We start from the raw sequence: 25,652 nt of genomic DNA on the forward strand, positions 1-25,652 counted from the left end.
CGATGGCATATTCCTATACTGAAAAAAAACGTATTCGCAAAAGTTTTGCCGAGTTGCCACATGTCATGGATATCCCATATCTGTTGGCAATTCAAGTGGATTCCTATGAGCAATTTTTGCAGGAAAATAAAAAGCCTAAAGCGCGTGAGAATACTGGCCTTCAAGCTGCATTTTCATCTATTTTCCCTATCGAAAGTAACTCTAATAACGCCGAGCTACAATTTGTTGAATATTACTTAGGTGCGCCAGAGTTCGATGAGCGTGAGTGTATTTCTCGTGGCTCAACTTACGCAGCACCATTGCGCGTAAAAATCCGTCTGGTTATCAAAGATAAAGATAGCAAAGACAAAAATAGCAAAGCGGCTATTAAAGACATTCGCGAACAGAATGTATATATGGGTGAAATCCCATTAATGACTGACAACGGTACCTTTATTATTAACGGTACTGAGCGTGTCATCGTATCTCAGCTGCACCGTTCACCAGGTGTGTTCTTTGACCACGATAAAGGTAAGTCACACTCAAGTGGTAAAGTCCTTTATAACGCCCGTATTATCCCTTACCGTGGTTCATGGTTAGACTTCGAGTTTGATGCTAAAGATTTAGTATTTGCTCGTATTGACCGTCGCCGTAAGCTACTAGGTACGATTATTCTTCGTGCACTAGGTATGGATACTCAAGAAATCCTAGATACTTTCTTTGAAAAAGTGTCTGTCTATAAAGGTGAAGAGCAATTCGAAATTGACTTAGTTGCTGATCGTTTACGTGGCGAGATGGCTCAGTTCGATATCGTATCACCAGACGGTGAAGTGTTGGTTGAGCAAGGCAAGCGTATTAATGCGCGTCGTATTCGTCAAATCGAACAGTCTGGCATGAAAAAGCTGGCTGTGCCTGATGAATACTTATATGAGCGTATCCTAGCTGAAGACATCGTTGTTAATGACGAAGTTATCGCTAAAGCCAACACCCTTATTGACCATGAACTATTGGTTAAGCTAAGCGCGTTTGAAGCCAGTGATTCTATCAAAGAATTCAAGATTTTATTCACTAACGATATCGATCATGGTACTTACATCGCTGATACCCTACGTGCAGACAGCACTGGTAGCCGCGAAGAAGCACTAATTGAGATCTATAAAGTGATGCGTCCAGGTGAGCCGCCAACGATTGATACTGCTGAAAAATTATTTGAAAGCATGTTCTTCAATGCCGATCGTTACGACCTATCAAACGTTGGTCGTATGAAATTCAACCGTCGTCTAGGTCGTCCTTTTGAAAACACCGATGATCCAGATATCAAACGTGAGCAAAGCGTTCTAACCAAAGAAGACATCATTGATGTGCTTAAAGAGCTTATCAATATCCGTAATGGTATTGGCGAAGTAGACGATATTGACCACTTAGGTAACCGTCGTATTCGTTCTGTAGGCGAAATGGCAGAGAACCAATTCCGCGTGGGTCTAGTACGTGTTGAGCGTGCAGTTAAAGAGCGTTTAAGCTCTGCTGAGTCTGATAACTTGTCACCTCAAGATTTAATTAACTCTAAGCCTGTAGCGGCTGCGGTTAAAGAATTCTTTGGTTCAAGCCAGTTGTCTCAGTTCATGGACCAAAACAACCCGCTATCAGAGATTACGCACAAACGTCGTATCTCAGCATTAGGCCCAGGTGGTCTAACGCGTGAGCGTGCAGGCTTCGAAGTACGTGACGTTCACAACACTCACTATGGTCGTGTATGTCCGATTGAGACACCTGAAGGTCCAAACATTGGTCTAATTAACTCATTAGCCACTTTCGCTAAGACCAACGAATTTGGTTTCTTAGAAACCCCATATCGTAAAGTTGTTGACGGTAAAGTAACCGACGACATCGAATACTTATCTGCCATTGAAGAAGTAGGCACCGTTATCGCTCAGGCTGACTCTGAGTTAGATGAAAACGGCGTACTAGCTGAAGAAATGGTAATGGTACGTAGTGGTGGTGAATCAGTACGTATGCCAAGCGATAAAGTAACGCATATGGACGTATCGCCAAGCCAGGTTGTATCAGTTGCTGCTAGTTTGATTCCATTCCTAGAGCATGATGATGCTAACCGTGCCTTGATGGGTTCGAACATGCAACGTCAGGCGGTTCCGACACTACGTGCTGATAAGCCGCTAGTAGGTACAGGTATGGAACGTCACGTAGCCCGTGACTCAGGTGTGTGTGTTATCGCACGTCGTGGTGGTGTGATCGAAGACGTTGATGCGTCACGTATCGTTGTTCGTGTAAATGAAGATGAGATGCAAGCCGGTGAAGCGGGTATTGATATTTATAACCTAATTAAATACACCCGTTCTAACCAGAACACTTGTATTAACCAGCGCATCATTGTTAACCAAGGCGACGAAATCGCTGGCGGTGACATCCTAGCTGACGGTCCATCAACTGATTTAGGTGAGTTGGCATTGGGTCAGAACATGCGTGTGGCATTCATGCCATGGAACGGTTACAACTTCGAAGACTCGATCTTGTTATCTGAGCGTGTGGTTAAAGAAGACCGTTTCACCACAATCCACATTCAAGAATTAACTTGTGTGGCGCGTGACACGAAACTAGGTACTGAAGAAATCACTGCTGATATTCCAAACGTTGGTGAAGCAGCTCTATCTGCTCTTGATGAGTCAGGTATTGTTTATATCGGTGCTGAAGTAGACGCTGGTGATATTCTAGTTGGTAAAGTAACGCCTAAAGGTGAAACGCAGCTAACGCCAGAAGAAAAACTACTGAGAGCCATCTTTGGTGAGAAAGCAGCAGACGTTAAAGATACTTCTTTACGTGTGCCAACTTCTACTAAAGGTACGGTTATCGACGTTCAAGTCTTTACCCGTGATGGCGTAGAAAAAGACGCTCGTGCTAAAGCAATCGAGAAGTCACAGTTAGACAACTATCGTAAAGACTTAAAAGAAGAGTTACGTATCTTTGAAGAAGCGGCACGTAGTCGTATCAGTCACATCCTTGATGGTCATGCCATCAGTGGCGGTGCTGGCCTTAAGTCAGGTACGGTACTAAGCGAGTCTGAACTACTAGAAATGTCATTAGAAACATTATTAGACATTCAGCCAGTAGAAGAAGAAATCGCTGAGCGTATGACGCAAATCCAAGAGTTCTTGGTTGATAAGCAAAAAGACATCGACACTAAGTTCGCTGAGAAAAAACGTAAGCTAACTGCTGGTGATGATCTACAGCATGGCGTACAAAAAATCGTTAAAGTATATCTAGCAGTGAAACGTCGTATCCAGCCCGGTGATAAGATGGCGGGTCGTCACGGTAACAAAGGTGTTGTGTCACGCATCATGCCTGTAGAAGATATGCCATACGATGAGAACGGTAACCCAGTTGATATCGTATTGAACCCACTAGGTGTACCATCGCGTATGAACATCGGTCAGGTTCTTGAGACTCACTTAGGTATGGCTGCTAAAGGTCTTGGTGACAAGATTAACGGCATGTTAAAAGCACAAGCTGCTGTTGCTGAGCTACGTGAATTCTTAGATAAGATTTACAATAAAGTAGGCGGTGAGCAAGTTGATTTAGACAGCTTGACTGATGATGATATCATGGCATTGGCTCAAAACTTACGCAATGGTGTGCCTATGGGTACCGCTGTATTTGACGGTGCACGCGAAGTTCAAATTGATGAATTGCTAGAGCTTGCTGGATACTCAAGTTCAGGTCAGCAGACCTTATATGATGGTCGTACAGGTGTTAAGTTTGACCGTCCTGTGACTGTCGGTTACATGTACATGCTGAAACTGAACCACTTGGTTGATGACAAAATGCACGCACGTTCAACGGGTTCATATTCATTAGTAACGCAGCAGCCGCTAGGTGGTAAAGCACAGTTCGGTGGTCAGCGCTTCGGTGAGATGGAAGTGTGGGCACTAGAAGCCTATGGTGCGACTTACACCTTGCAAGAAATGCTAACAGTGAAGTCAGATGATGTTGAAGGTCGTACACGTATGTATAAGAACATTGTTGATGGTGAGCAGTATATGGATCCAGGTATGCCTGAGTCATTTAACGTATTGACTAAAGAGATTAAGTCTCTGGGTATTAATATTGAGCTAAAAGAAAGTAATTAGTCTTATCCTTTAACTCAGCCTAATTCATTGCCTTCAACGGTAGATTAGGGTCATTATTGATAGCGTATTTTTATTACTAAGTATTAGATTTATTAAGTATTGAATAGCAGCAATCGTGATGACTCTACTGCCGTGAACACATATAACGGAGAAGCAACTTGAAAGATTTACTCGATATTATGAAAAGCCCTGCCGACAACGGCAAACGTGAGTTTGATAGCATTCAAATTTCATTGGCTGCTCCTGAGACTATTAAGTCATGGTCACATGGTGAAGTAAAAAAACCAGAGACCATTAACTATCGTACCTTTAAACCTGAACGTGATGGTCTATTCTGTGCCAAAATCTTTGGTCCAGTAAAAGACTTTGAATGTTTATGTGGTAAATATAAGCGCCGCAAATTCCAAGGCGTGATTTGTGAAAAATGTGGTGTAGAAGTTACTACTGCTAAAGTTCGTCGTGACCGTATGGGCCACATCGACCTTGCTAGCCCAGTGGCACACATTTGGTTCTTAAAATCATTACCAAGCCGCATCGGTTTATTACTTGATATGACACTACGTGATATCGAGCGCGTATTGTATTTTGAAAGCTATGTGGTAACCGATCCAGGTATGACTTCATTAGAGAAGTATCAACTTCTTGACGATGAAGACTACTACAAAGCACTAGAAGAATTTGGTGATGAATTCATCGCTAAAATGGGTGCTGAAGCCGTTCAGGATCTTCTAAAAGACATCGATATCGATTTAGAAATTGATGAGCTACGTGAAGAGATTCCTAACACAGGCTCAGAGACTAAGCTTAAGAAAATGTCTAAGCGTCTTAAGTTGTTAGAAGCATTCCGTGATTCTAATAATAAGCCTGAGTGGATGGTAATGACCATCTTACCAGTATTACCACCAGATTTACGTCCACTGGTTCCGCTAGAAGGTGGCCGTTTTGCAACGTCTGATCTAAACGACTTATATCGTCGTGTAATCAACCGTAACAACCGTTTGAAGCGTTTATTAGAGCTTAACGCACCTGACATTATCGTACGTAACGAAAAACGTATGCTACAAGAGTCAGTGGATGCGTTACTAGATAACGGTCGTCGTGGTCGTGCTATTACTGGCAGCAACAAGCGTCCATTAAAATCGCTTGCTGACATGATTAAAGGTAAGCAAGGTCGTTTCCGTCAGAACTTACTAGGTAAGCGTGTTGACTATTCTGGTCGTTCGGTAATCGTTGTGGGCCCAACCCTACGTCTACATCAGTGTGGTCTGCCTAAGAAAATGGCACTTGAGTTATTCAAGCCATTTACTTACTCAAAATTATTATCACACGGTATGGCGACAACCATTAAGCAAGCTAAGAAAATGGTTGAGCGTGAAGAGCCACAAGTTTGGGATATGCTGGCCATGGTTATCCGTGAGCATCCAGTACTTCTAAACCGTGCACCAACACTGCACAGATTGGGTCTACAAGCGTTCGAGCCTGTACTAATTGAAGGTAAAGCCATCCAGCTTCACCCACTAGTTTGTACCGCGTTTAACGCTGACTTCGACGGTGACCAAATGGCAGTACACGTGCCATTGACCTTAGAAGCTCAGCTTGAAGCTCGTACCTTAATGATGTCGACCAACAACATCTTGTCACCAGCCAACGGTGATCCGATTATTGTACCGTCACAAGACGTTGTATTGGGTCTGTACTACATCAGCCGCTCGTCAATTAACGCCAAAGGCGAAGGCATGATCTTCGCAACCGTTAACGAAGCGTTGCGTGCGATTGGTTCAAACGACTTACACGTGAATGCAAAAATTAAAGTACGTGTGACTGAGACCACCATTGCTGAAGATGATACAGAAACTAAGAAAACAGAATTAAAAGACACCGTTGCCGGTCGTTTATTAATCTGGAACATCATGCCAAAAGGTATGAAGTTTGAAGAGTGTAACGTAGAGATGACTAAGAAAAACATCTCTAAGCTAATGAACTCTTGTTACCGTACTCGTGGTGTGAAAGAAAGTGTTATCTTCGCTGACCAATTGATGTACCTAGGTTTTGCTCAAGCAACGCTATCTGGTGTGTCTATCGGTATTGAAGACATGGTCATTCCACCAATCAAGAAAGACTTACTAGAAGCGGCTGACGCTGAAGTTCGTGAAATCGAGCAACAGTTCGAACAAGGTTTTGTAACCGCTGGTGAGCGCTATAACAAAGTTGTCGATATTTGGTCACGTACCAACGATAAAGTTGCGAAAGCGATGATGGACAACTTAGCGACTGATATCGTGATTAACGCACAAGGTGAAGAAGAAGAGCAAAAATCATTTAACTCTATCTTCATTATGTCAGACTCTGGTGCTCGTGGTAGTGCGGCCCAGATTCGTCAGTTAGCTGGTATGCGTGGTCTGATGGCTAAGCCGGATGGTTCAATTATTGAAACACCGATTAAAGCGAACTTCCGTGAAGGTCTATCAGTACTTCAGTACTTTATCTCGACTCACGGTGCACGTAAAGGTCTTGCCGATACCGCACTTAAGACAGCGAACTCGGGTTACTTAACGCGTCGTTTGGTTGACGTGGCGCAAGATTTGGTTATCACAGAAAATGATTGTGGTACCGACAAAGGTGTTCGCATGACACCACACATTCAAGGTGGTGAGATCATTGAGAAACTAGGTGACCGCGTATTAGGTCGTGTGGTTGCTCGTGATGTGATTAGCCGTGAAGATGAAGTGTTATTACCTGCTGGTACATTGATCGATGAGCATGGTGTTCAAGTTATCGATAACAACGGTATCGATGAAGTTTGGGTACGCTCAGTGATTACTTGTGATGTACCACATGGTGTTTGTGCCCAGTGTTACGGCCGTGACTTGGCCCGTGGTCACAAAGTGAACATCGGTGAGTCTGTGGGTGTTATGGCCGCTCAATCAATTGGTGAGCCAGGTACTCAGTTAACGATGCGTACATTCCACGTTGGTGGTGCCGCAAGTTCTACGTCAGTAGACAACAGCATTTCAGCACGTAACACAGGTTTCATCCGCTTCCATAACATGAAGACGGTTGAGCACGTGGATGGTCACTTAGTTATCGTGTCACGTTCTGCTGAAATCGGTATTGCTGATGATGTAGGTCGTGAGCGTGAGCGCTATAAAGTACCTTACGGTTCTAGCGTACTTGTGAAAGACGGTGATGAAGTGTCAAGTGGTCAGGCCATTGCAAAATGGGATCCGCACACTCACCCAATTATCACAGAATTCGCTGGTAAAGCCCGCTTTAGCGATATTATCGATGGCTCAACAGCCACTGTTAAGATCGATGAAGCAACGGGTATGAGCTCGTTTGAAATCTTAGGTGCTAAAGACAGACCAAGTAACGCCAAAGACTTACGTCCAGCTATTATTCTAGACACCACTGAAGGTAAAGAAGTGGTTTACTTCTTACCTGCTGAAACTATTATCCGTGTGTCAGATGGTGCAGATGTAACCGCAGGTTCGGTACTAGGCCGTGTACCACAAGCAACGTCAGGTACCAAAGATATTACCGGTGGTCTGCCACGTGTTGCTGACTTGTTCGAAGCACGTCGTCCGAAAGATCACGCTATCATGGCAGAAATGTCAGGTGTGGTTAGCTTCGGTACCTCGACCAAAGGTAAGAACCGCTTCATTATTACCAATGAAGATGGCGAAGTACATGAAGAGTTGATTCCAAAATGGCGTCAAATCAACGTGTTCGAAAACGAAACCGTTGCCCGTGGTGAGGTTATCGCTGATGGTCCATTGAATCCGCATGACATCCTACGTCTACAAGGCGAAACAGCACTTGCTAACTACATCGTTGACGAAGTACAAGACGTTTACCGCTTACAGGGCGTTAAGATCAACGATAAGCACATTGAAGTGATTATCCGTCAGATGTTACGCAAAGTAGAAATCACTGATCCAGGTGATTCAAACTACTTCAAAGGCGACCAAGCAGAATACGCTGATGTGAAAGCATTGAATGAAAAACTACTTGCTGAAGACAAGTTCCCAGTACAGTTTGAGCGTCAGCTGCTAGGTATTACTAAAGCCAGCTTGGCAACAGAAAGCTTCATCTCAGCGGCGTCGTTCCAGGAAACAACGCGTGTTCTAACTGCTGCTGCCGTAACTGGTAAAGTGGATGAGCTACGTGGCCTGAAAGAAAACGTTGTTGTTGGTCGCTTGATCCCAGCAGGTACAGGTCTTGCTTACCATGCGGCACGTAAGAAAGCCAAAGAAGGTAAGCCTGCATATGACGTAGAAAGCGCGTTAGATGCTGCATTTGATCTTGAAGCCAGCAGTTCTGCGCAAGACTTCAGAAGCTTTGACGAAGCCTTTGCTCAAGAGCTAAGCCAAGACAAACCTGCTCAATAAGTGAGCTGAGTCAAAATTTAATATAAAGTTGTTATTAATAAAGAAGCCAGCCTTGATGCTGGCTTTTTTATATCTGTAACTAAAACGGTGATAAGTTTAACTTACCTGTATGATTAGTTGGCTAGAATTAAAAGGTTAATTACAATACACTGGGTAAGTGCTATACGCTTTTTATAGTGATCCCTTAAATTTATGAATCCCTTATATTGACCAAATATAACCTAACTCAGTTTATAATGGGCGCCTAGGGAGGCATAACTGTAACCCCAAAGTTTGACCTTAACGGGTTGTTTAACCTTAGCGAGTTATTTGACATTAGGTTAGTATTTTGTGAAGGAGAAGGTTGTGAAGAAGGCGGTAACCAAAAAAACTATAATAAATAATAAAACCATAGCGAAAGCCGCGACCCTGCTCGCATTCAGCACGCTCACTGTCAGCGCAGCCAATGCTAAGCAAGTGACCCCTGATTGCAAAAGCTTAAATATCATGTTGATGTCACTGCAAAATAGCATGGCGGTTAATGCCAACTGGAAAGCCAGTGCCGACTCTGAAACAGCCAAGGCGGGTAAGACCGTGAGTATGGGCGATTTAATCAAAAACTCTGATCCTGACTTTTCGATTACCTGTCCTAACTTTAGTGCCAACTATGATGGTAAGACGCTAAAGATGAAAGCTGCTAGCTATGAGGATATCATTGATCATTTGTACAAACAGCTCAACCGTGGTGTTGACCTGTACAACTACCGTTGGTACACCGATCCGAAATCAAAAAGTGAGTTTAAGGTTAACAAGTACAGCTTTGATTTAGAAAACTTTACCTTAACCGATGGCTATATCAAGCTGGCTGAAAATAAGAAGCTGGGTGCGAACCAGTCTTTTTTACCAGAGTCAGCGGCAATCAGTTATAAAATCAATGGCGGTGAGTTAAAGCCTCTATTGCAAAAGAAGAAAATATTGGCCTATCATGATGCGTTTAAAAATGCCAAAAGCATTGATATTTACCATAAAAACTCTGATTTAGGTAACAAGGGGTTTGGTGTCGAGCGTATCTTTATTGATAAGGAAAATGGCGTACTAGAAATCTATAAGCAATACGACTTTCCGAAGCAGTAATTAGACTCTAAGCAAGATAACGGTTAAATAACAACACAATAAAATAGAGGTTTCAGCATGGCAGAAAAGGGCAGAGTGGCTCGTTATCAAGCAGACCGTACCAATCAAAAGTTTTATTTTTGTCGATTGGCCTGCAAGCAAGCGGGAGAAACCTCAGACAAGCAGCTGTATCAAGGCTATTGTGAATCAGCGATTTTTCATTTACAGGGCGCGTTATGGGCGTTGTTACAAGAGTTGGCTCATTTCTATAACTTAGACACGACGCAGCCGACGATTGAGTATATTGAAGCTGAATTGGCCAAAAAGACCTTAGTCTCACCAGAGCTGCAACGTATTAAGCAGTCATTAGACACAGGCGTGTTGGCGCATATTCAAAAAGCGTACCAACGCTGTCAGTATGCACCAGCTCCAGATAATAAAGCGCTTGTCACTAGCCAACAACAGGATTTGATTGTGAATGTGGTTACCCTGTCTAATCAATGGCTTCCTGATGAGCAAAGCATCCGTGAGTGGCGTCGTGAGTTTATGAGTTTGGTTGATGAGATGCGTGGTGGTATGGTTGAGTATTAATTCAGCTGCAAACAATCCGCTGCTGATTCGAGCATATATTTTGATAGCGTAATTCATAATAAACCAACTAAAAAACACTACCGACCTGCATTAAAAAAGCACTACCGACTATAAACATCGGCAGTGCTTTTTAACATTTACAGCAAATGGGTTTAGGCTTTGTTTTTGCCTTCACGGCGCTGTTTTAATTCAGCCTTTGGAATCCAAGCCCAGGTCATCTCAACCGTAATCGGTGCGCGCTCACTATCAGACTGACGGTCTTCGATGACACATGGGATTACCATCTCACCCTTAGGAGTGTCTAGAATATACTGACGCTGCTCATCGGTTAATGTTGCGATAGCGGCTATCTGTCCTTTCTTGATTGGGCGATAGAAGTTTATCTCATAAGATTTAACCAATAAGATTCTATCTGAAGGCAGGTTAACGCCCAAAATAAAGCCAGTGGCCGTCTCTGCTAATAAGGTAACCGCAACCGCGTGTACAGAGCCAATATGGTTTTGTACTGACTTTTTGTTATCTAAGCTGACAACCAGTTTGTTGGGAGTGACTTGCTCATAGACAAGACCGGTGGTACCCACGTAAGGCACGATTTTGCTAAAGGTTTTGGTCAATACAAAAGACTGTGCTGATTCAGGCAGTAGCTGCACGGCAGACAATATCTTGGTGAAAGGGTTGCTGACGTTGAGTGATTTACCTTGTTGCCCGTCCGTTTGTTGGGCTGATGGCTGTTGGCCAGTGATGCGTCCTAACGGTAGGTTAAACTGTTCAGCCAAAGTGTTCACTTGTTGACGTAGATTATTTAAGCGGCTCATGATGCATCCTTTCAGTATATAGATGAGGTATCAGTTACAATATAGTCAGCGAACTACTAAACGGTTACGGTGTTAACCTTGCTAAGCCTACATTTGTCGTACTTGCGCTCGGTTGCCTTGTAACCATTTTAGACTTCTTTGACTATATAAAATAGTGCTGGGATTAAGGTTTAGATAAATCCAAGTAATTTTACCTATTATAGCAAAGCCTTTGGTCAGCTGAGATGATGCTGAGTTCATCAAAATAGCTTGCCGATAGGGCGGTTATACTGATAGCAAGTTTGTGATTAGATAAGTACACTATCAGCCATCGAATAAATTTAGTCAGCAAAATGAGACAGTCAACACTGTGAATAACCCGAATAGACACCATACTCAAGCAAACGATACTGATGTTAGTGCTCCTAGTCTGAGAGCTTCTAATATGAAAAAGTCGCAGCCTAACAATCAGGCGCTATTGCCAACACAACCGACTAATATTATTTTTACAGGGGTTGCCGGTACCGGTAAAACGCACCGACTGTTACAGCTACAACAGCTCTATGATGAGCCGATTAATAGCTCATGGGATAACTGGCGTGTGCAGCAAATGAGCCATTATGGCTGGTGTGAAGTGGTGTGTGCCGTATTGCTGTTAGAAGACAGAATGATGACGGTGCCTGAGATGATGCGTCATCCTTTAATCAAAGATAAAGCCATTGCCAATAAGCGTAATGATAATATCAATCAGACACTGTGGGTGCAGCTCAGTAAGCATACGCATCCGGACTCTGTCACCGTTAATAGTACCCAGCGCTCAGCCAATTACTATTTTGATAAGACAGAATCAAGCCATTGGTTTATGTTAGATGAAGTAAAGCCCATGCTTCAACAGCAGTTAGATGAGCTGTTGTCTCTGTATGATAAACGTGCTGAATCTGAACACATTCGGCAGCACACCATCAGTCGCAGCTGCTTGGTTAGCTTTCATCAATCTTATGGCTATGATGAATTTGTGGAGGGGATTCGTCCACACATTCATCCACAAACTGGGCAAATGCAATACGGAATTCAACCAGGTGCTTTTTTGACCCTGTGTGCTCAGGCGGCGAGTGATCCTGAGCATCGTTATGCCATGCTGATTGATGAGATTAATCGTGCCAATACGGCGCAAGTATTCGGCGAGCTGATGAGTGTTATTGAACCCACTAAGCGTGCAGGCGGGTCGACACCGATGAGTGTGCGCTTGGCTTATTCGGGCCGACAGTTTATGGTGCCGAGCAATGTGGATATTTATGCCACTATGAATACGCAAGATCACTCACTGGCTGCGCTAGATATGGCGTTTAGACGCCGCTTTGAGTTTGTTACTTGTTACCCTGACAGTAGCGTGTTATCGGAAGTAATTGATTCTGACGGCAATGCGGTTGATATCGCACGATTGATGCAGGCCATTAATCAGCGTTTAAACAGTCTGTTAGGTCCTGAAGCTCAGTTGGGTCAGTCCTACTTTATGCATATTAGCGATATTCGTGAGTTGGCAGCACGATTGTCGGGTCAAATTATTCCACAAATCATTGAATATATTAATAGTAGAGCATTATCGACTCAGATTGGTGATCTATTAATGCAAGTATTGTATGGCAATTATCCTAATAGCAGTCATGGCGAAGGTAGTTCGGTAATTGAGCATTGTCTGTTAAAGATTGAGATGCCAATGACAGCGCAAATACAGATGGAAGAGGGTAGCTCGTTGGCTATGTCGGAAACTCAACTATTGCATCCAGAGTTTGCAGCTGTTGCTCAGTCAGGAACAGTGCTTTCCGCATTGGCGTTCACTGAGTCTAATCAAGCAGAATCCAAGACCACTAATCGATATTTAACGGCGAAGCCATACCAGCAGTTGTATCAGTACTGATTAAGTTTATCCAGTAGCTAACAAAGAGTTTGTTCGCTTATTTGCGTTACTAGCAGTCATCAACCAGGGAGTTAAAACCAGTGACAAAAGCGATGGCTAATCCAATGACACAGCCAGCGACTAACACGCAGGTGATGACTTGTTTTGAGCATCAATGGTTGACGCGCGCTGATTTTTTTTACCCTCAAGACTTCGATTATCTGATTGAGCAAGAGCTGGCTTGTTTTGAGATTAAAGTAAAGCAAGCACAACTGTGTTTGGTGGTGTCTCACTATTTGGCAAAAGTGGTGTTACCCAGCGGACAAGTGTTAGAGATACTGCCCAAAGTCAGTCATTTGGATATGACAGTTAAGCACAATCAAGCTAATGACATTGAATCGGCCCGAGCATGGGTAGCGACCATGTTGGCTGATGTCGGTATCGATGCAATATCCAAGCCACTGTCTGCCACTAGCCTAGAGTCGACGATGCCTGACTCTAGGACTCACGTCCATTCAGCCAGTGCAAACGCGTCAAGTAACCCGTCATTAAAACAAAATATAATAGCAGCCAGTGTAAACACACCTTGGTATGAGGGTGTATTGGCACTTGCGCAACAGAAGATAGCGCAAGCGGCACAGCTATTGCCAAACCGTTATCAGACTCAAGTAAAAAACCATCCACAAGCGCAAGGCAAGTTAAACTTAAGTGCTCAATTAAAAAATAACTGGCATCGGCCACATTATCTCTATAGCGAGCAGTCAGTATTTGTTATCGATAGTCGTTTACTGGGCTTGCTGGTTACAGGGTGGTCGCAATTACAGCGGTTACTGCCAGGCAAGCTATATATGACGCCTGACAGCTTACAGGGTAACAAGCCATTGTCGATGGCGCAGTGCAGGCAGGCTTATCAGCAGTTTCAACAACAGTCCATACATAGCGGATGGTCATCACAGTTAACCCCTAGGCAAGTTGCCGGCCTAACAGAGGGGCTCAATTGGTGTTGGTGGTTGTTAACCCAAGGCGCAACCCAAGATGGACTAAAGGCTAATCCACAGCAGAACCCGGACTTTAGCTCAACCGGACTTAACGCCTCAGCCACATCTACTCAAGGGTTTGATAGGCAGCTATCATCGACTGCGACACTTAAAGCTCCTGCGCCCGCAGTGATGATTAATATGAACCATGCCTTCGAGCGCTGGGTTACTGGGAAGCTGCTAGGGTGGGTAGAGCAGAACTTACCTGATAGTCGGCTGTTGATACAACCCAGTCTAGACTGGCTAGTTAATAGCAATGTTACCCAAACACAAGTGGTGCAAAAATTAACCCCTGATGTGTGTATTAGCGATGCACAAGGGAAGATCACTCATGTTATTGATATCAAGTACAAGGCTATCACCAGTGCCCAGCAGATCAGTAGTCGTGATTGGCAGCAACTGTTTGTTTATCAACAGTATTTATCTTGCCAAAATGGGTGGTTAATTTATCCTAAAACAGAAAATTTTGCTCAAAGGCTTGACGTGAGACAAAATATAGACGACAATAGCCGCCATCATCAGCATGATGAGTTAACTTTAGACGCTGAGAGGCAACAGATGAGTGCAATAGCATTCGACTTAAGCCAAGCAGCTTTATTGTTATGATATTAAGTTAGCGTGATGTTAATTTGATTCATTCGATGCTGATTTGATAGCTTTATAATAGGTTTTACACTTTTTGAAAATTAATTGAAAAAAAGTGTTGACAATATCAAAGATAAATCCTATTATATGCACCTCGATAGCGATGACGCAGAAACAAAGTTTGATGCAAGTTAATTGGATTGAATAAGTTCTGAAAAATCAAAATCGTATGAAAAGGAAATATCGGAGTGTGGCGCAGTTTGGTAGCGCATCTGGTTTGGGACCAGAGGGTCGTAGGTTCGAATCCTATCACTCCGACCATTTTTTATTAGAGCCTTACAGGCTTTTTTTTATGCTTTAAATATGAGCGCCTGTAGCTCAGTTGGATAGAGCATCTGCCTTCTAAGCAGGTGGTCGCAGGTTCGAATCCTGCCAGGCGCACCACTTTCGCCTGTCACTCAGTAATGCCAAAGACATTCATGTCGATATGGCGGCTGTAGCTCAGTTGGTAGAGCCCCGGGTTGTGATCTCGGTTGTCGTGGGTTCAAGTCCCATCAGTCGCCCCACATTTTTTATCTCATATCTTTTCTATCTAATACCCCTATATATCTGTTTGCACTGGCTATAATTATTTATAAGCTGGTTTTTTTGTGTCTAAAATTTGGTTTAGTCCGCTAATCTACTGTTTAAACAAGCCAACGTCATGCACTAACGTCACACCCCAGTCAGACTTGATTGAACGGGCAAACAATGATGCCTGCTAGACCCAATAATGCTATGATAAGCGGATACATTTATATATACCGTTTGAGTGAACATTATGGCAAAACCTGTAATTACCGTCACCGCTAAAAAAGTTAGCGCCAGCACATCAGCAACCGCGGATGAGCCAGTGAAGACGCAGGCAACACAAGCAGCTGAAGAGCCGGACGTTTTGTCAGAACCTGCGCCAGAGCCAACCACTAAGGCAGAGCTTATCGATTTGTATCGAACCGAGCCTTTGCCATTGAATAACTCTGTGCACAGTAAAGAGCTTGAAAAGGTAGCGGCACAGCGCGTGGCCATGTATCAACGTCAGCTAAGACGTACAGAGCTTTTTTATACTGCCGAGCCAGCACTGCGCCCGACTTACTTGGTGCAAGAGTTAAAATCACAGTTTATTGAACACCAACGCTTTGAGATGGTGCGCGCGCTTGATCAGCGTAGCCTAATTGATTTAGATAAAAATGAGATGATGTGGCAACAGCTGCATATCGTCGATGATTTAATTGCTGATATTTTGCATTATATGCCAGCGCAGCAGCCAGTGGGTTGGCAGTTAACCTCAGTCAATAAGAACCACCTAAAGCTACCAACCGTTGGGCGTTTGCGTGATCAAGAGCGTATCGCCGATCAAGGCAGCTTAACCAGTTATGTACTGGGTCACTTTGGGGTGATGAGTTATACCTATGACCGGGCGTATTTTATTGGTCATGTGGTTGGCTATTTGTTTTGCTGTTATTTCTTGGCGCATTTATCAATCGCTTATGGTGTCACGCCTTTGCCTGAAAAAACCGTTGCTAATTATAAATATGCCTCGCTTGAGACCGCAAAAATGGTGCGCTTGCTGCAAGGGTTAGATGTGCATTGCAAACGCCGAGTTTATCAGTTAGCCATATTGTGCGCGCGTTTGAGCTGCTACCGATTAGACAAACATGTTGAGAAGCTGCTGATTGCAGAGGTCAATGAGTTTGATAAAAAGCAGCAAATCGCTCATTTAGATGCATTGTTAAACAGTGGTATTATGCCTGAAATGCCCGATATGCCAGATATTACAGACTTTATAAATCGATCTGATCAAGATGATGCTTCTTAAGGCCTGTTATAACTACAAACAGATTTAAATACTAGCAGTCCTCAATATAAAGTTATCTAGACATCAAGACAAGACATCCTAGTTATGATGGCTTTTTTTCATATAGTTCTTTATAAAACTGGGTTCAACACAGTTCATACAATTGTATATTGTGTGGTAAGTTTGATGTCTTATAGTTGTTGTTTATTAAGCATACTGTGAATCAAGTTATTCAAACTTGATCCTGATATCCTCGCTCCAGATCCACTTATTTTGTGATGCCAATCCCATGAAAAATGAAACACCTGTACACGATCCGCTCAATACTTCTGATATTAGCTCAGTAGAACCAAATGCAGTCGAGCTAGATACAAAAGAGCATACAAAAAAATTAAGTACAAAGGCGGGAGCGGATCAGCGTGCTGCACCTTATTCAACGACTCAGCAAATTTCTAAGCTCAAGTCTATAGCGAAAGCAGTGACGGGTGCCGGCTTTGCACTGTCTTTGAGCGTAGCAGGGGTTGGCGTCACTGGCATCGGACTGACAGGTGGGGTAGTAGCACCGCAGCAAGCACAAGCAGCCAGCTTAGGTGATTTGTTTGGCGGTAGTGAGTCTGCCTCAGCGCATAAGAAGTTTTTAAAAGTTGAGGATGCGTTTTCGATTAAGCCAGTTCAAAATGGCAAAAATATTGTTGTTCATCTAAATATTACCCCTAAGCATTATTTGTATAAAGATAAGCTGTCTTTGAAATTGCCCGATGGGGTCACTGCATCAGAGTTTAAGTTCTCACATGCCTCAGAGCCAATCGACGACCCAACCTTTGGTAAAGTAGATGTCTTTAGACAGCCTAAAGTGACGGCTACCGCTGTCCTTACTAACGCTAGTGGTAAGCCGATTAACCAAGATATAACGGTGAATTGGCAAGGTTGTGCTGATGCAGGCTTATGTTATCCGCCACAAAAAGAGATTCTAGCAGTCAGTCTGCCTGCAGCAGAGCAAAGCGCAGCCAAAACCAGTACCGCTTCAAGCGACACTGCCAAAAACACGTCTGTGAACAGCGCATCAAAGTCAGCAAATGGTCAGACGCAAGCCAAAGCCGATAACGCTCAATCTACAAAAACGGCCCCTACTAAGACGTCAGCTGGCAGTACTACAACAGCAGCTGGCTCTGAAGCCAATACCAATCAAACAGCCGGCGCCGATTCAGATAATAATAGTCAAGCGGAAGGTGATCAAGCAGACACTGACTTGATATCAACAGCCGACACTGATGTAGATGATAATACTGATATCGATGCAGCAGACATCAATGGCGATAGTAACGGCAATGCTGAGGGCGCTACTGATGGTGATGCTGCTCAATTCAACGAGCTAGGTTTTAGTGGTAATGAAAGTATCCAAAGCAGTGCCCAAAGTAGCGCAGCAGCTGCAAATGACAGCTCAATATTTAACAGTGCTGGCATCATTAACGAGGACCCTTTTGGTCTAGCAGAGCATCCTTGGTTGGCGTTGTTATTGCTATTTTTAGCTGGTCTTGGGTTGGCCTTTACGCCTTGCGTACTACCTATGTTGCCTATTGTCAGTAACATTGTCGCTCGTCAGCACACGCCAACCGCTAAAAGAGGTCTAATGCTCAGTGGCAGCTATGCACTGGGTGTTGCAGTGGCTTATGGTATCTTAGGCGCTGTCATTGCTGTGTTCGGTCAGCAGTTAGGGATTATTGGTTGGTTACAGAATCCGGTTATCTTGATCGGATTTGCCGCTGTGTTTGTGCTGCTTGCGCTGTATATGCTAGATGTTATCCGTATTCCTGTTCCTAATAGCCTACGTCAAAAGACCCACGCATTAAGTGAAACTGGTAATAAATACTTGGGCAGCACTTTTGGTAGCTTTGTTGCAGGCTTATTGTCTGCACTGGTCGTATCTCCTTGTGTGTCAGCACCGTTATTTGGTGCGTTATTGGCAGTGTCTACCATAGGCAATCCATTGTTGGGCTTTGCTGCATTATTCATGCTCGGCTTTGGACTGTCAGCACCGTTAATGCTATTGGGCATTGGTCAAAGCAACCTGATGCCTAAAGCAGGCGAGTGGATGGTGTGGGTGAAGCAAGGCTTTGCGTTACTGCTATTTGCCGTAGCACTGTTATTAATTGAACGTGTGTTACTAAGTCCAGTGATGTTAATGCTATGGTCAGTGTGGTTTATGGTCATTGCGGTTTGGGCTTGGCATTGGAAAGGCCGTGGTCAGCTATTTACCAAACCTATGGCCATTGTATTAGCTATTTGGTCAGGACTGACATTGTTAGGTGCAGCAGCAGGTAGTCAAGATTCATGGCAACCACTGCGTATCTTGACTCAGCAGCAATCTGTGCCAGCGCTTAATAACATGCCAGGGTCAGCATCTGGTACAGCAGCCATTGCAAACGCTCAAGGTTTATCTGCACTACCCGGCGGTAATATTGCGAGCAGTCAGAGTGCCGAAGGCGCATCGGATTTACATCTGGTCACTCTAGACGATCTCATCCCTGTTATTGAGAACAACGATAAAGTGTTGATCGATTTGACCGCTGAGTGGTGTATAGAATGTCGTATCATGGACAAAACATTATTTACTAATCGTCCGGCCGCTTTACAACAATGGCAAATGGTTCGCCTTGATGTGACCGAGACCAATGAAGATTCTGCACGCATATTGTCCGAGCTTCGTTTGTTTGGCCCGCCTGCTTTGCTTTATTTCGTTGATGGTAAATTGGTTGAGCAACAGGTCGGTGAGATTAAGCGTGATGAGTTTGAAAAAACACTGGCACGGCTTTAATACTTAGAAAATATTAATAGTATTATTTATAATATATTTTATGCTGTTGGTGTTATAAGGACTGCTTTTTTAATACTGCTTGATAATTACATTTCTTTACATTATAGTATCTGCTTAGTTTCAGGGTAGGTGCTTCTTGTGAAAAATAATAATAGTCAGCAGGTTGTATTTGCGTCTCGTTCATCGCTTTGGCAGCAACAGCTGAAGTCAAAAGCGATATCAAAAACTGCTAAGGCCGCTTTAGCCACTCCAGTTATATTAGCGGGCCTTTTACTGGTTACTGGTTGTGAAAAGCAGCCGCCTGAAATGGTTGGCGGTACGGAGCTTAGTAACTCAGTGATCAGTCCTATCGAGGTTGATCCCAGTAAGTTAAATACACCTTCTGAACACAGTGAAGACATAGGGACGGTGACCGTTCCCTTATCCTGTCGTAATAGCTTGATTATTGAGTCGTATAAAGCGCAGACATCTGGCGTACAAGTTAAAGGTTGTGGCCAGGTTAAGGTGTTGTTAGACGATGATAATGAGGGTAGTCGCCATCAGCGTTTCATTGTAGAGTTGGAAGGAGTAGAGCCAAGCCATACTGTACTGATTGCCCATAATATTGACTTGGCGCCGCGTATCAATGCTCTGCAGAAAGGGGATGATGTGGTGTTTTATGGTCAGTATGAATATAATTCACGCGGCGGTGTTGTGCATTGGACACATCATGACCCTGCTGCTAGACATCAAGACGGCTGGATAGAGCATAAAGGTCAACGCTTTGAATAGTGTGTATTGATGGCTAAAGTCATACAGTATTAATCTAATTGCTTTACTGTTACGTTCATAATTATTACGTTCATCTTTTAGCCTTAAGTTCACCTTGTAAGTTCTTCTGACTATTAAGAATTTATCTTAATTGTTTCAATTTCGTTAATTCTTTTTTCATAATTGTGTTTGGTTCGCTATTTTTTAATAGTATAATGACATTTTTACAATACATATCAGGAATAGGCATGACAACATTTCAGCCTCTCACGCGATGCGTTCAGACATTAGCATCTAAGCCTAATGTTTTGACAGCTTCACTCTTTGCCGCATGTGTTGCCCCCTTATTAGGTATGGGCAGCGCACAGGCAGCGACCACTTCTAACACGGCAGCAGACAGACAATTTTTAGCTGCTGATGGATTTTATAGATGTTCTCAGTTAAAACTAGATGCGGCTCGATTGGCTTGTTTTGACAAAGTTTTGGCCGGTGAAGAGCTGACACTTGGACGTGAAAAAACACCACTTGATTTAGCTGGTAGTGTTAGAGCAACCCTAAGCGATCGTCGTCCAACTGCTGTTTTTGCTGAGAATGAGAATGACGAAGATCCTGAAGAGTATAAAACGGGTGCAGTTACTGCTGCTGGTGACGAGCGTTTAAGCAAAGCCGGTATTACCGTTGATGACTTTGCGCCTTATACCCCATTAAGCTTAGCCTATGACTTGGATAAAAATAGTGAAAACGGTACCTGGACAGTGAGACCGCATAATGCGATTTATCTGTTGCCAGCATTTGCACACTTCAATCCAAACCGTAATCCAAGTACGCCGACTCAGCCTGTACCTGATGCAGTTGATTATGAAGACCAGTACGATCCGCTTGAGTTAAAAGCGCAAATTTCTTTGAAGACCAAAATTGCAGAAGACGTCTTTGATACCAATGCTGACGTTTGGTTTGGTTATACTCAGCAAATGCATTGGCAGGTTTATAACAAAGAATACTCACGTCCGTTTAGAGCGACTGACTACATGCCGGAAGTGTTTATCACTCAACCGGTTAAAGCCGACTTGCCATTTAATGGTCGCTTACGCATGCTAGGCGCGGGTGCGATTCACCATTCAAATGGTCAATCGGATCCTTTATCACGCTCATGGAACCGCATCTACTTGATGGGCGGTGCTGAGTGGGGTAAGTTCAGTATCGTGCCTAAGGTGTGGTACCACGTAAAGCAGAGCGACAACTCACGTCGTAGTGATAACCCAGATATTACTGACTATTATGGTCATGGTGAAGTTCAAGCTTTATATGACTTCGGTAAGGGTGAGAGCCTAGCGGCGACCGGTCGTTATAACTTAGCGACCAATAAAGGCGCGATTCAAGTAGATTATACCCATCCAATTACCCGTGATTTACATGCCTTTATTCAGCTTTTCCACGGTTATGGTGAGTCTATTATCGATTATAACGAAGACACCACAGCGGTTGGTGTAGGTCTGTCTTTAAATGATTGGAAAGGTCTGTAGGTTGGCTTGACCATCAATGGGTTGACCAAAAAACGTCATACCATACCGGCCATGTATCAGTTAGGCATGTGGCGAGTGCAGTACTTACAAAAAGTGTGCTGTGTTTGCCGTATCTATCCCGTGGCGACGATTTCATTTGCAAAAAAGGGTGCTCAATTAGAGCACCCTTTTTTTTCGTACTTGGTTTGTCATGCCTGTCATCAAGACTTAGACTGGCTGCCTGCCACGTATGAACTGTCTTTATCACTGCTAAAGCCTGAGCAACAAGCACAGAGCGTGTCAGTGTTTGATGCATTGACCATTCAATCGGCAGCACCTCATGTCAATTATTTGCGCACTGCCATTATTAATTTTAAATATAAAGAGCAGCTGAGTGCTTTGCCTATTTTGGTTCATGCCTTACGTCAGCTGCCGCGTCCTCAAGGCTGTCATGGCGGCAATAGTGTGATTTTAGCCACACCCACTACCGAGCACCGACTCGCAGTACGAGGCTTTGAACCAGTGGCAGTATTGGCCCATTATCTATCACAACATTGGCAGATTCCATTATGGCATGGCGTGGTTCGAATCGATGACGCAGGCAGTCAACAAGGGCTCGATCGACACCAGCGTCAATCCAATATGTCGCAAGCCTTTCAGGTGATTGAAAAACCGCCTTGTCGAAACCTGCTACTTTTTGATGATGTAGTGACCACCGGAGCTACCTTGTCAGCCCTAGCATTAACCCTATTAAATCAATATCCGAAGACTAAAATACTGGCTTATAGCCTATCGCATGGGCATTAGACAATCGTAAGCTCAGGGTTATCTGATTTGAAATTTATTTTTGGACTTAAAGCAGTAGTGCATTATCTATTTAACAAATATTAAAATACTGTTGTTATTTATTAAATTATCTAGTTTAATAGATGATGAGTTTAGGCTTGCTGAGTTAGATGTTTTTTAGATTGTAAAAATTGGACTATCAAAATTTAGGTCATCAAAACTATCTGAAAGTCATCTAATTAAAAAGCCATCTACTTAAAAAGCCATTTGCTTAATAAAATGATGTTAGGACTGCTTTTAGGCGTATCAGCTCAAGGAAGAGTTCGTGGAAGAAATACATGGTATGCCTTAATAGCAAATTTGTTCAAACCAAAGCTGTGCAAGGCTACGGCTTAATAGAGCTATTAATGGTGATGGTTGTCGTTGGTATTCTGGTATCGATTGCTTATAGCAGTTACCAGAAATATAGCGTCAATGCCAGACGGGTACAAATGATGGTGGTATTGCAAAATCTAGCCGTGGACATCCATGCGCAGAAATTAACGCAAGCCACTTATTCAAATATTAGCTTGGCGTCTGTATTCAAAGCCGATACTTGGACAGAGAGTAGCGGTGTTCTTCCTCTTAATAACTCAAGCCATGCGCCTGCTTATAAATATCCTAAACTCGGTCCTGCTTTATACCATTTATCGCTGACACCGTTAACCGCTGATTTGCAGCAGATTGGGTCAGCGCATTGGCAACTGATCGCCACGCCAAATCCACAAGCTATGTTGCGAGATGACGGCGTGTTAAGTATTAATTTTAAAGGACTAAAGTGTCATCGTTCTCAATGCGCTTTTGATGATCGTTGGCAGGATTGATGGCCACATGGATGATAATACCCTTGCCTGAGCGTATACCCAAGCCAAAATCAAAACCACAAGCCAATAGTAGAACCCTTGTTGTCAGTAGCTCGCAGCAGGGGTTTGGTCTTATTGAGGTGCTGGTCGCTTTGCTGCTATTGTCAGCTGCGGCATTGGGTTATATCGCATTACAAGCGCAGTCGCTCAGTGCAACCGATGATGCAGTTATGCGGATGCAGGCACTACTTATTTTGACCGAAGCGACCGAAAGAATCCGTGTCAATCAAGACTTGCTTGATATCAGTCTTTATCAACAATTATTGGCATCAAACACAACCCCCAGCCATATTAATTGTTTGCTGACCAATGGCTGTGAGCCGTCTCAAACCGCCAGTAATGATGTGGCCATATTACGCCAGCAGACCTTGGCACAAGGGATGCGGCTGGCGATGGTCACCTGCCCAGGTACCCAAAACCATGCTAAGACCCATTGTTTGGTCGTGGCTTGGAATAGCACCTTAGCAGGATACGCAAGCGCCTCAACTGAGATTACAACCACCGATAATCAGGCAGTGACCGGTTGCTTTGATGATAGTGGCAGTTACTTATTTCAGGCAGATTGTGTCTATAGAGAAGTCTATTGATGCAGCCATTAAAGCGCATCAGCCAACACATGCCACATAATCAACAAGGGTTAACCTTAATTGAGCTAATGCTGTCATTGAGTATTGGGCTGATTGTCAGCGCTTCAGCCTTTGAATTATTCACACACAGTATCCGAAGTCGCCAAATTCAGATGTCGGTGGCTGAAGTACAAGATGCCGCTTTATTTAGCCTTGCCAGTGTCAATCAACAAATTGCACATGCCAATTTGGGCGCTGCAACACCCATGCAGCAGCAAACAGCATGGACCGGTGTGGTATTTACCGGCTCTATTAAAAGTGGATTAAATAATGAATCGGGACAGCCACTGCTGTCTGGTAACTTACGAGGGATTCAAGGTGTAGATGCTCAGCTTTTGACTCGTAGCAGTGTAGGACCGAGTAATGTGACTGACGCTAAGCTTAGTGATCAGCTGACCATTCAATATCAAGCGCCATTTGATGGCTTTGACTGTGAAGGAGATGCGTTAAAGCAGGGTGATATGGTCATTGAACGCTTTTTTACCCGTACTGATCGTCAGAGAGCTGCAAATGAGACCAAAGATTTGGCCATTGTATTGGCTTGTGATGCCGGACGTTATCAGTTGCCCGATGGTTTAGATGCAGATGCACTAACCAGCAATCAGATTTCTTTAGTTGGGTTTGGCGATAATGGGGTGATTGTGATGAACCGAGTCGATTATTTGAATGTTAAGCTGGGTGTGATGCTGGCCAATGGTCTGGCGTATATGCCAATTGACACTTATTTGACTACCGCAGCTTCGAGTAATGCAAGCTTAAGCTATGTGTACCAAGCGCCTATTGTCGCCATTCAGATTGGGGTTGTCAGTCGTGGTAATAGTGCATTAGTGGCCAGTGATAGCAGTCAAAGTCGCTTTGTGATTAATGGTAGCGAGCGCATTATAAAGCAGCAAACACCCAGCTATATACGTCGCAGCTTGAACAGTGTGGTGTACCTTAGAAACAACCAGCTTAGAAGCAGTCAGCTTAAGAGCAGTCAGGTTGTGAACAGTCAGCTTAGTAAGAGTCAGGGTACTCGATGAGTCAGCTTCGGCGAATTCAAAGGCAACCCGTACAGCTGCAACCAACACAGCAGCAAGGAATGGCACTGGTTATTGTATTGTTTATGGTGCTATTACTGTCTGCTGCCAGTGTGATAGCGCTTCGAGACTCACAGACCTCTTTGGATTTGACCACAGCCGCTCAGGTCAATCAACTGTTATTTCATGCCTCAGATGTGCCTTTGGTTCGTATTGAGCAGGTGATACAGTCGCCAGTTTTGTTGTCACAGTGGCTGAGTGATATAGGTCCCATTGGTTATTTGTTACGCTCTGGCGAGCAGTTTGCAACTGCTGAATATGTGCTGTGCTATCAGCCAACCCAACGGGATACGCTTTATGCCGGAGCCAATCAGCATAAAATTATCAGTCAATCTGGATTAACCCAAAATAAAGAAGGCTATTGCCGTATTAATAATAGCCAGAGCAATTACTTTACCAGTGCGCGGCAAGTGGTTGCCACCCAAGTCTCATTAGTCCGACCAGATTCCTTAAGTCCAAGTGTAATTGATGCAACGCAAGATACAACTACAGCATTAGTTAGCCAGCCGGTACGGATACGGACGTATGTGGTGTCAGTGATGCCAATCTTAAGTGATGCCAGTTTAAGTGAAGTAGAGGCGTGCTTAGCATTGTCTATGGTTGATCGTAAACTGCAGCATAGCTTAGCAAGTAATGCATCAGATATAGCATCTTTAAGCCAAGTTGCTTGTCTACAGCAGACCCAGACGCCTTATAACTTGCAGGTACAAGATTATTTGTATCACCCGCAGACAGCTAAGCTCATTCCATTAGAGTGGTTTGATTATGGCAATCATCTAGATACTTCAGGTGGCAGTCTGTGATAACGTCAAATACCTGTGACCTTAGCCAGATCTGGTTTTTTAAAGGTATA

At 43.7% G+C, this 25,652-nt stretch carries 16 protein-coding genes and 3 tRNA genes; 18 read left to right on the forward strand and 1 reads right to left on the reverse strand.

The genetic code is table 11. From position 1 onward, the window contains the following. The first annotated feature begins 2 nt into the window (after positions 1–2). From rpoB to A6J60_RS09745, 4 genes are all read left to right on the forward strand, one after another. Entirely contained in the window at positions 3–4,121 is a 4,119-nt protein-coding gene (rpoB, locus tag A6J60_RS09730) for a DNA-directed RNA polymerase subunit beta (protein ID WP_096065817.1), read from the forward strand. 158 nt (positions 4,122–4,279) lie between these two features. After that, on the forward strand, positions 4,280–8,509 hold the full coding sequence (gene rpoC, locus A6J60_RS09735; protein WP_096065818.1) for a DNA-directed RNA polymerase subunit beta': 4,230 nt from the start codon (positions 4,280–4,282) through the stop codon (positions 8,507–8,509). A gap of 345 nt (positions 8,510–8,854) precedes the next feature. Next, positions 8,855–9,622, forward strand: a complete 768-nt coding sequence (locus A6J60_RS09740) for a hypothetical protein (RefSeq protein WP_227526113.1) — start codon at positions 8,855–8,857, stop codon at positions 9,620–9,622. Positions 9,623–9,679: 57 nt separating this feature from the next. Then, a complete protein-coding gene (locus A6J60_RS09745; RefSeq protein WP_096065819.1) occupies positions 9,680–10,192 on the forward strand; it encodes a DUF6586 family protein in 513 nt (170 codons plus the stop codon). Positions 10,193–10,344: 152 nt separating this feature from the next. Here A6J60_RS09745 and A6J60_RS09750 read toward each other — a convergent pair whose 3' ends face one another. Next, positions 10,345–11,007 (reverse strand): DUF4442 domain-containing protein, encoded by a 663-nt coding sequence (locus tag A6J60_RS09750; protein WP_096065820.1) that lies wholly within the window; start codon positions 11,005–11,007, stop codon positions 10,345–10,347. A gap of 424 nt (positions 11,008–11,431) precedes the next feature. Here A6J60_RS09750 and A6J60_RS09755 point away from each other — a divergent pair, with 424 nt between their 5' ends. The 14 genes from A6J60_RS09755 (at position 11,432) to A6J60_RS09820 (ending at position 25,602) form a co-directional block, all read left to right on the forward strand. Beyond that, complete coding sequence (locus A6J60_RS09755) at positions 11,432–12,904, forward strand: McrB family protein (RefSeq protein WP_096065821.1); 1,473 nt, start codon at positions 11,432–11,434, stop codon at positions 12,902–12,904. An 80-nt stretch (positions 12,905–12,984) separates the two neighbouring features. Continuing rightward, entirely contained in the window at positions 12,985–14,526 is a 1,542-nt protein-coding gene (locus tag A6J60_RS09760; RefSeq protein WP_096065822.1) for a 5-methylcytosine restriction system specificity protein McrC, read from the forward strand. Between the two features lie 223 nt (positions 14,527–14,749). Further along, a tRNA-Pro gene (locus A6J60_RS09765) sits at positions 14,750–14,826 on the forward strand. A 46-nt stretch (positions 14,827–14,872) separates the two neighbouring features. Next, a tRNA-Arg gene (locus A6J60_RS09770) sits at positions 14,873–14,949 on the forward strand. A gap of 46 nt (positions 14,950–14,995) precedes the next feature. Beyond that, positions 14,996–15,071 (forward strand) — tRNA-His (locus A6J60_RS09775). Between the two features lie 254 nt (positions 15,072–15,325). Then, a complete protein-coding gene (locus A6J60_RS09780) occupies positions 15,326–16,360 on the forward strand; it encodes a hypothetical protein (protein ID WP_096065823.1) in 1,035 nt (344 codons plus the stop codon). A gap of 268 nt (positions 16,361–16,628) precedes the next feature. Then, the gene (locus A6J60_RS09785) at positions 16,629–19,154 is read left to right on the forward strand and encodes a protein-disulfide reductase DsbD domain-containing protein (RefSeq protein ID WP_096065824.1); all 2,526 of its coding nucleotides are present in this window, start codon (positions 16,629–16,631) and stop codon (positions 19,152–19,154) included. A gap of 138 nt (positions 19,155–19,292) precedes the next feature. Continuing rightward, positions 19,293–19,925, forward strand: a complete 633-nt coding sequence (locus A6J60_RS09790) for a DUF3465 domain-containing protein (protein WP_227526114.1) — start codon at positions 19,293–19,295, stop codon at positions 19,923–19,925. 287 nt (positions 19,926–20,212) lie between these two features. Then, positions 20,213–21,427: a phospholipase A gene (locus A6J60_RS09795; RefSeq protein ID WP_227526115.1), complete on the forward strand. Its 1,215-nt coding sequence runs from the start codon at positions 20,213–20,215 to the stop codon at positions 21,425–21,427. A 6-nt stretch (positions 21,428–21,433) separates the two neighbouring features. Further along, positions 21,434–22,213, forward strand: a complete 780-nt coding sequence (locus A6J60_RS09800; protein WP_227526116.1) for a ComF family protein — start codon at positions 21,434–21,436, stop codon at positions 22,211–22,213. Positions 22,214–22,530: 317 nt separating this feature from the next. Next, entirely contained in the window at positions 22,531–23,055 is a 525-nt protein-coding gene (locus A6J60_RS09805) for a type IV pilin protein (RefSeq protein WP_096065826.1), read from the forward strand. Between the two features lie 11 nt (positions 23,056–23,066). Beyond that, on the forward strand, positions 23,067–23,681 hold the full coding sequence (gene pilV, locus A6J60_RS09810; protein ID WP_193778051.1) for a type IV pilus modification protein PilV: 615 nt from the start codon (positions 23,067–23,069) through the stop codon (positions 23,679–23,681). Beyond that, positions 23,681–24,742 carry a PilW family protein gene (locus A6J60_RS09815; RefSeq protein WP_096065828.1) on the forward strand — a complete coding sequence of 354 codons (1,062 nt, stop codon included), beginning with the start codon at positions 23,681–23,683 and terminating at the stop codon, positions 24,740–24,742. The genes pilV and A6J60_RS09815 overlap by 1 nt, the downstream gene beginning before the upstream one ends. Beyond that, positions 24,739–25,602: a hypothetical protein gene (locus A6J60_RS09820; protein WP_127891445.1), complete on the forward strand. Its 864-nt coding sequence runs from the start codon at positions 24,739–24,741 to the stop codon at positions 25,600–25,602. Before A6J60_RS09815 ends, A6J60_RS09820 begins: the two co-directional genes overlap by 4 nt. Positions 25,603–25,652 lie beyond the last annotated feature (50 nt).

The sequence above is a fragment of the Psychrobacter sp. FDAARGOS_221 genome (genome assembly GCF_002313155.2).
Lineage (GTDB): Bacteria > Pseudomonadota > Gammaproteobacteria > Pseudomonadales > Moraxellaceae > Psychrobacter.

Coding starts and splice junctions, on each gene's coding strand:
- rpoB (WP_096065817.1), top strand. CDS start 3: ATGGCATATTCCTATACTGAAAAAAAACGTATTCGCAAAAGTTTTGCC.
- A6J60_RS09745 (WP_096065819.1), top strand. CDS start 9,680: ATGGCAGAAAAGGGCAGAGTGGCTCGTTATCAAGCAGACCGTACCAAT.
- A6J60_RS09750 (WP_096065820.1), bottom strand. CDS start 11,007: ATGAGCCGCTTAAATAATCTACGTCAACAAGTGAACACTTTGGCTGAA.
- A6J60_RS09755 (WP_096065821.1), top strand. CDS start 11,432: ATGAAAAAGTCGCAGCCTAACAATCAGGCGCTATTGCCAACACAACCG.
- A6J60_RS09780 (WP_096065823.1), top strand. CDS start 15,326: ATGGCAAAACCTGTAATTACCGTCACCGCTAAAAAAGTTAGCGCCAGC.
- A6J60_RS09785 (WP_096065824.1), top strand. CDS start 16,629: ATGAAAAATGAAACACCTGTACACGATCCGCTCAATACTTCTGATATT.
- A6J60_RS09805 (WP_096065826.1), top strand. CDS start 22,531: ATGGTATGCCTTAATAGCAAATTTGTTCAAACCAAAGCTGTGCAAGGC.
- pilV (WP_193778051.1), top strand. CDS start 23,067: ATGATAATACCCTTGCCTGAGCGTATACCCAAGCCAAAATCAAAACCA.
- A6J60_RS09815 (WP_096065828.1), top strand. CDS start 23,681: ATGCAGCCATTAAAGCGCATCAGCCAACACATGCCACATAATCAACAA.
- A6J60_RS09820 (WP_127891445.1), top strand. CDS start 24,739: ATGAGTCAGCTTCGGCGAATTCAAAGGCAACCCGTACAGCTGCAACCA.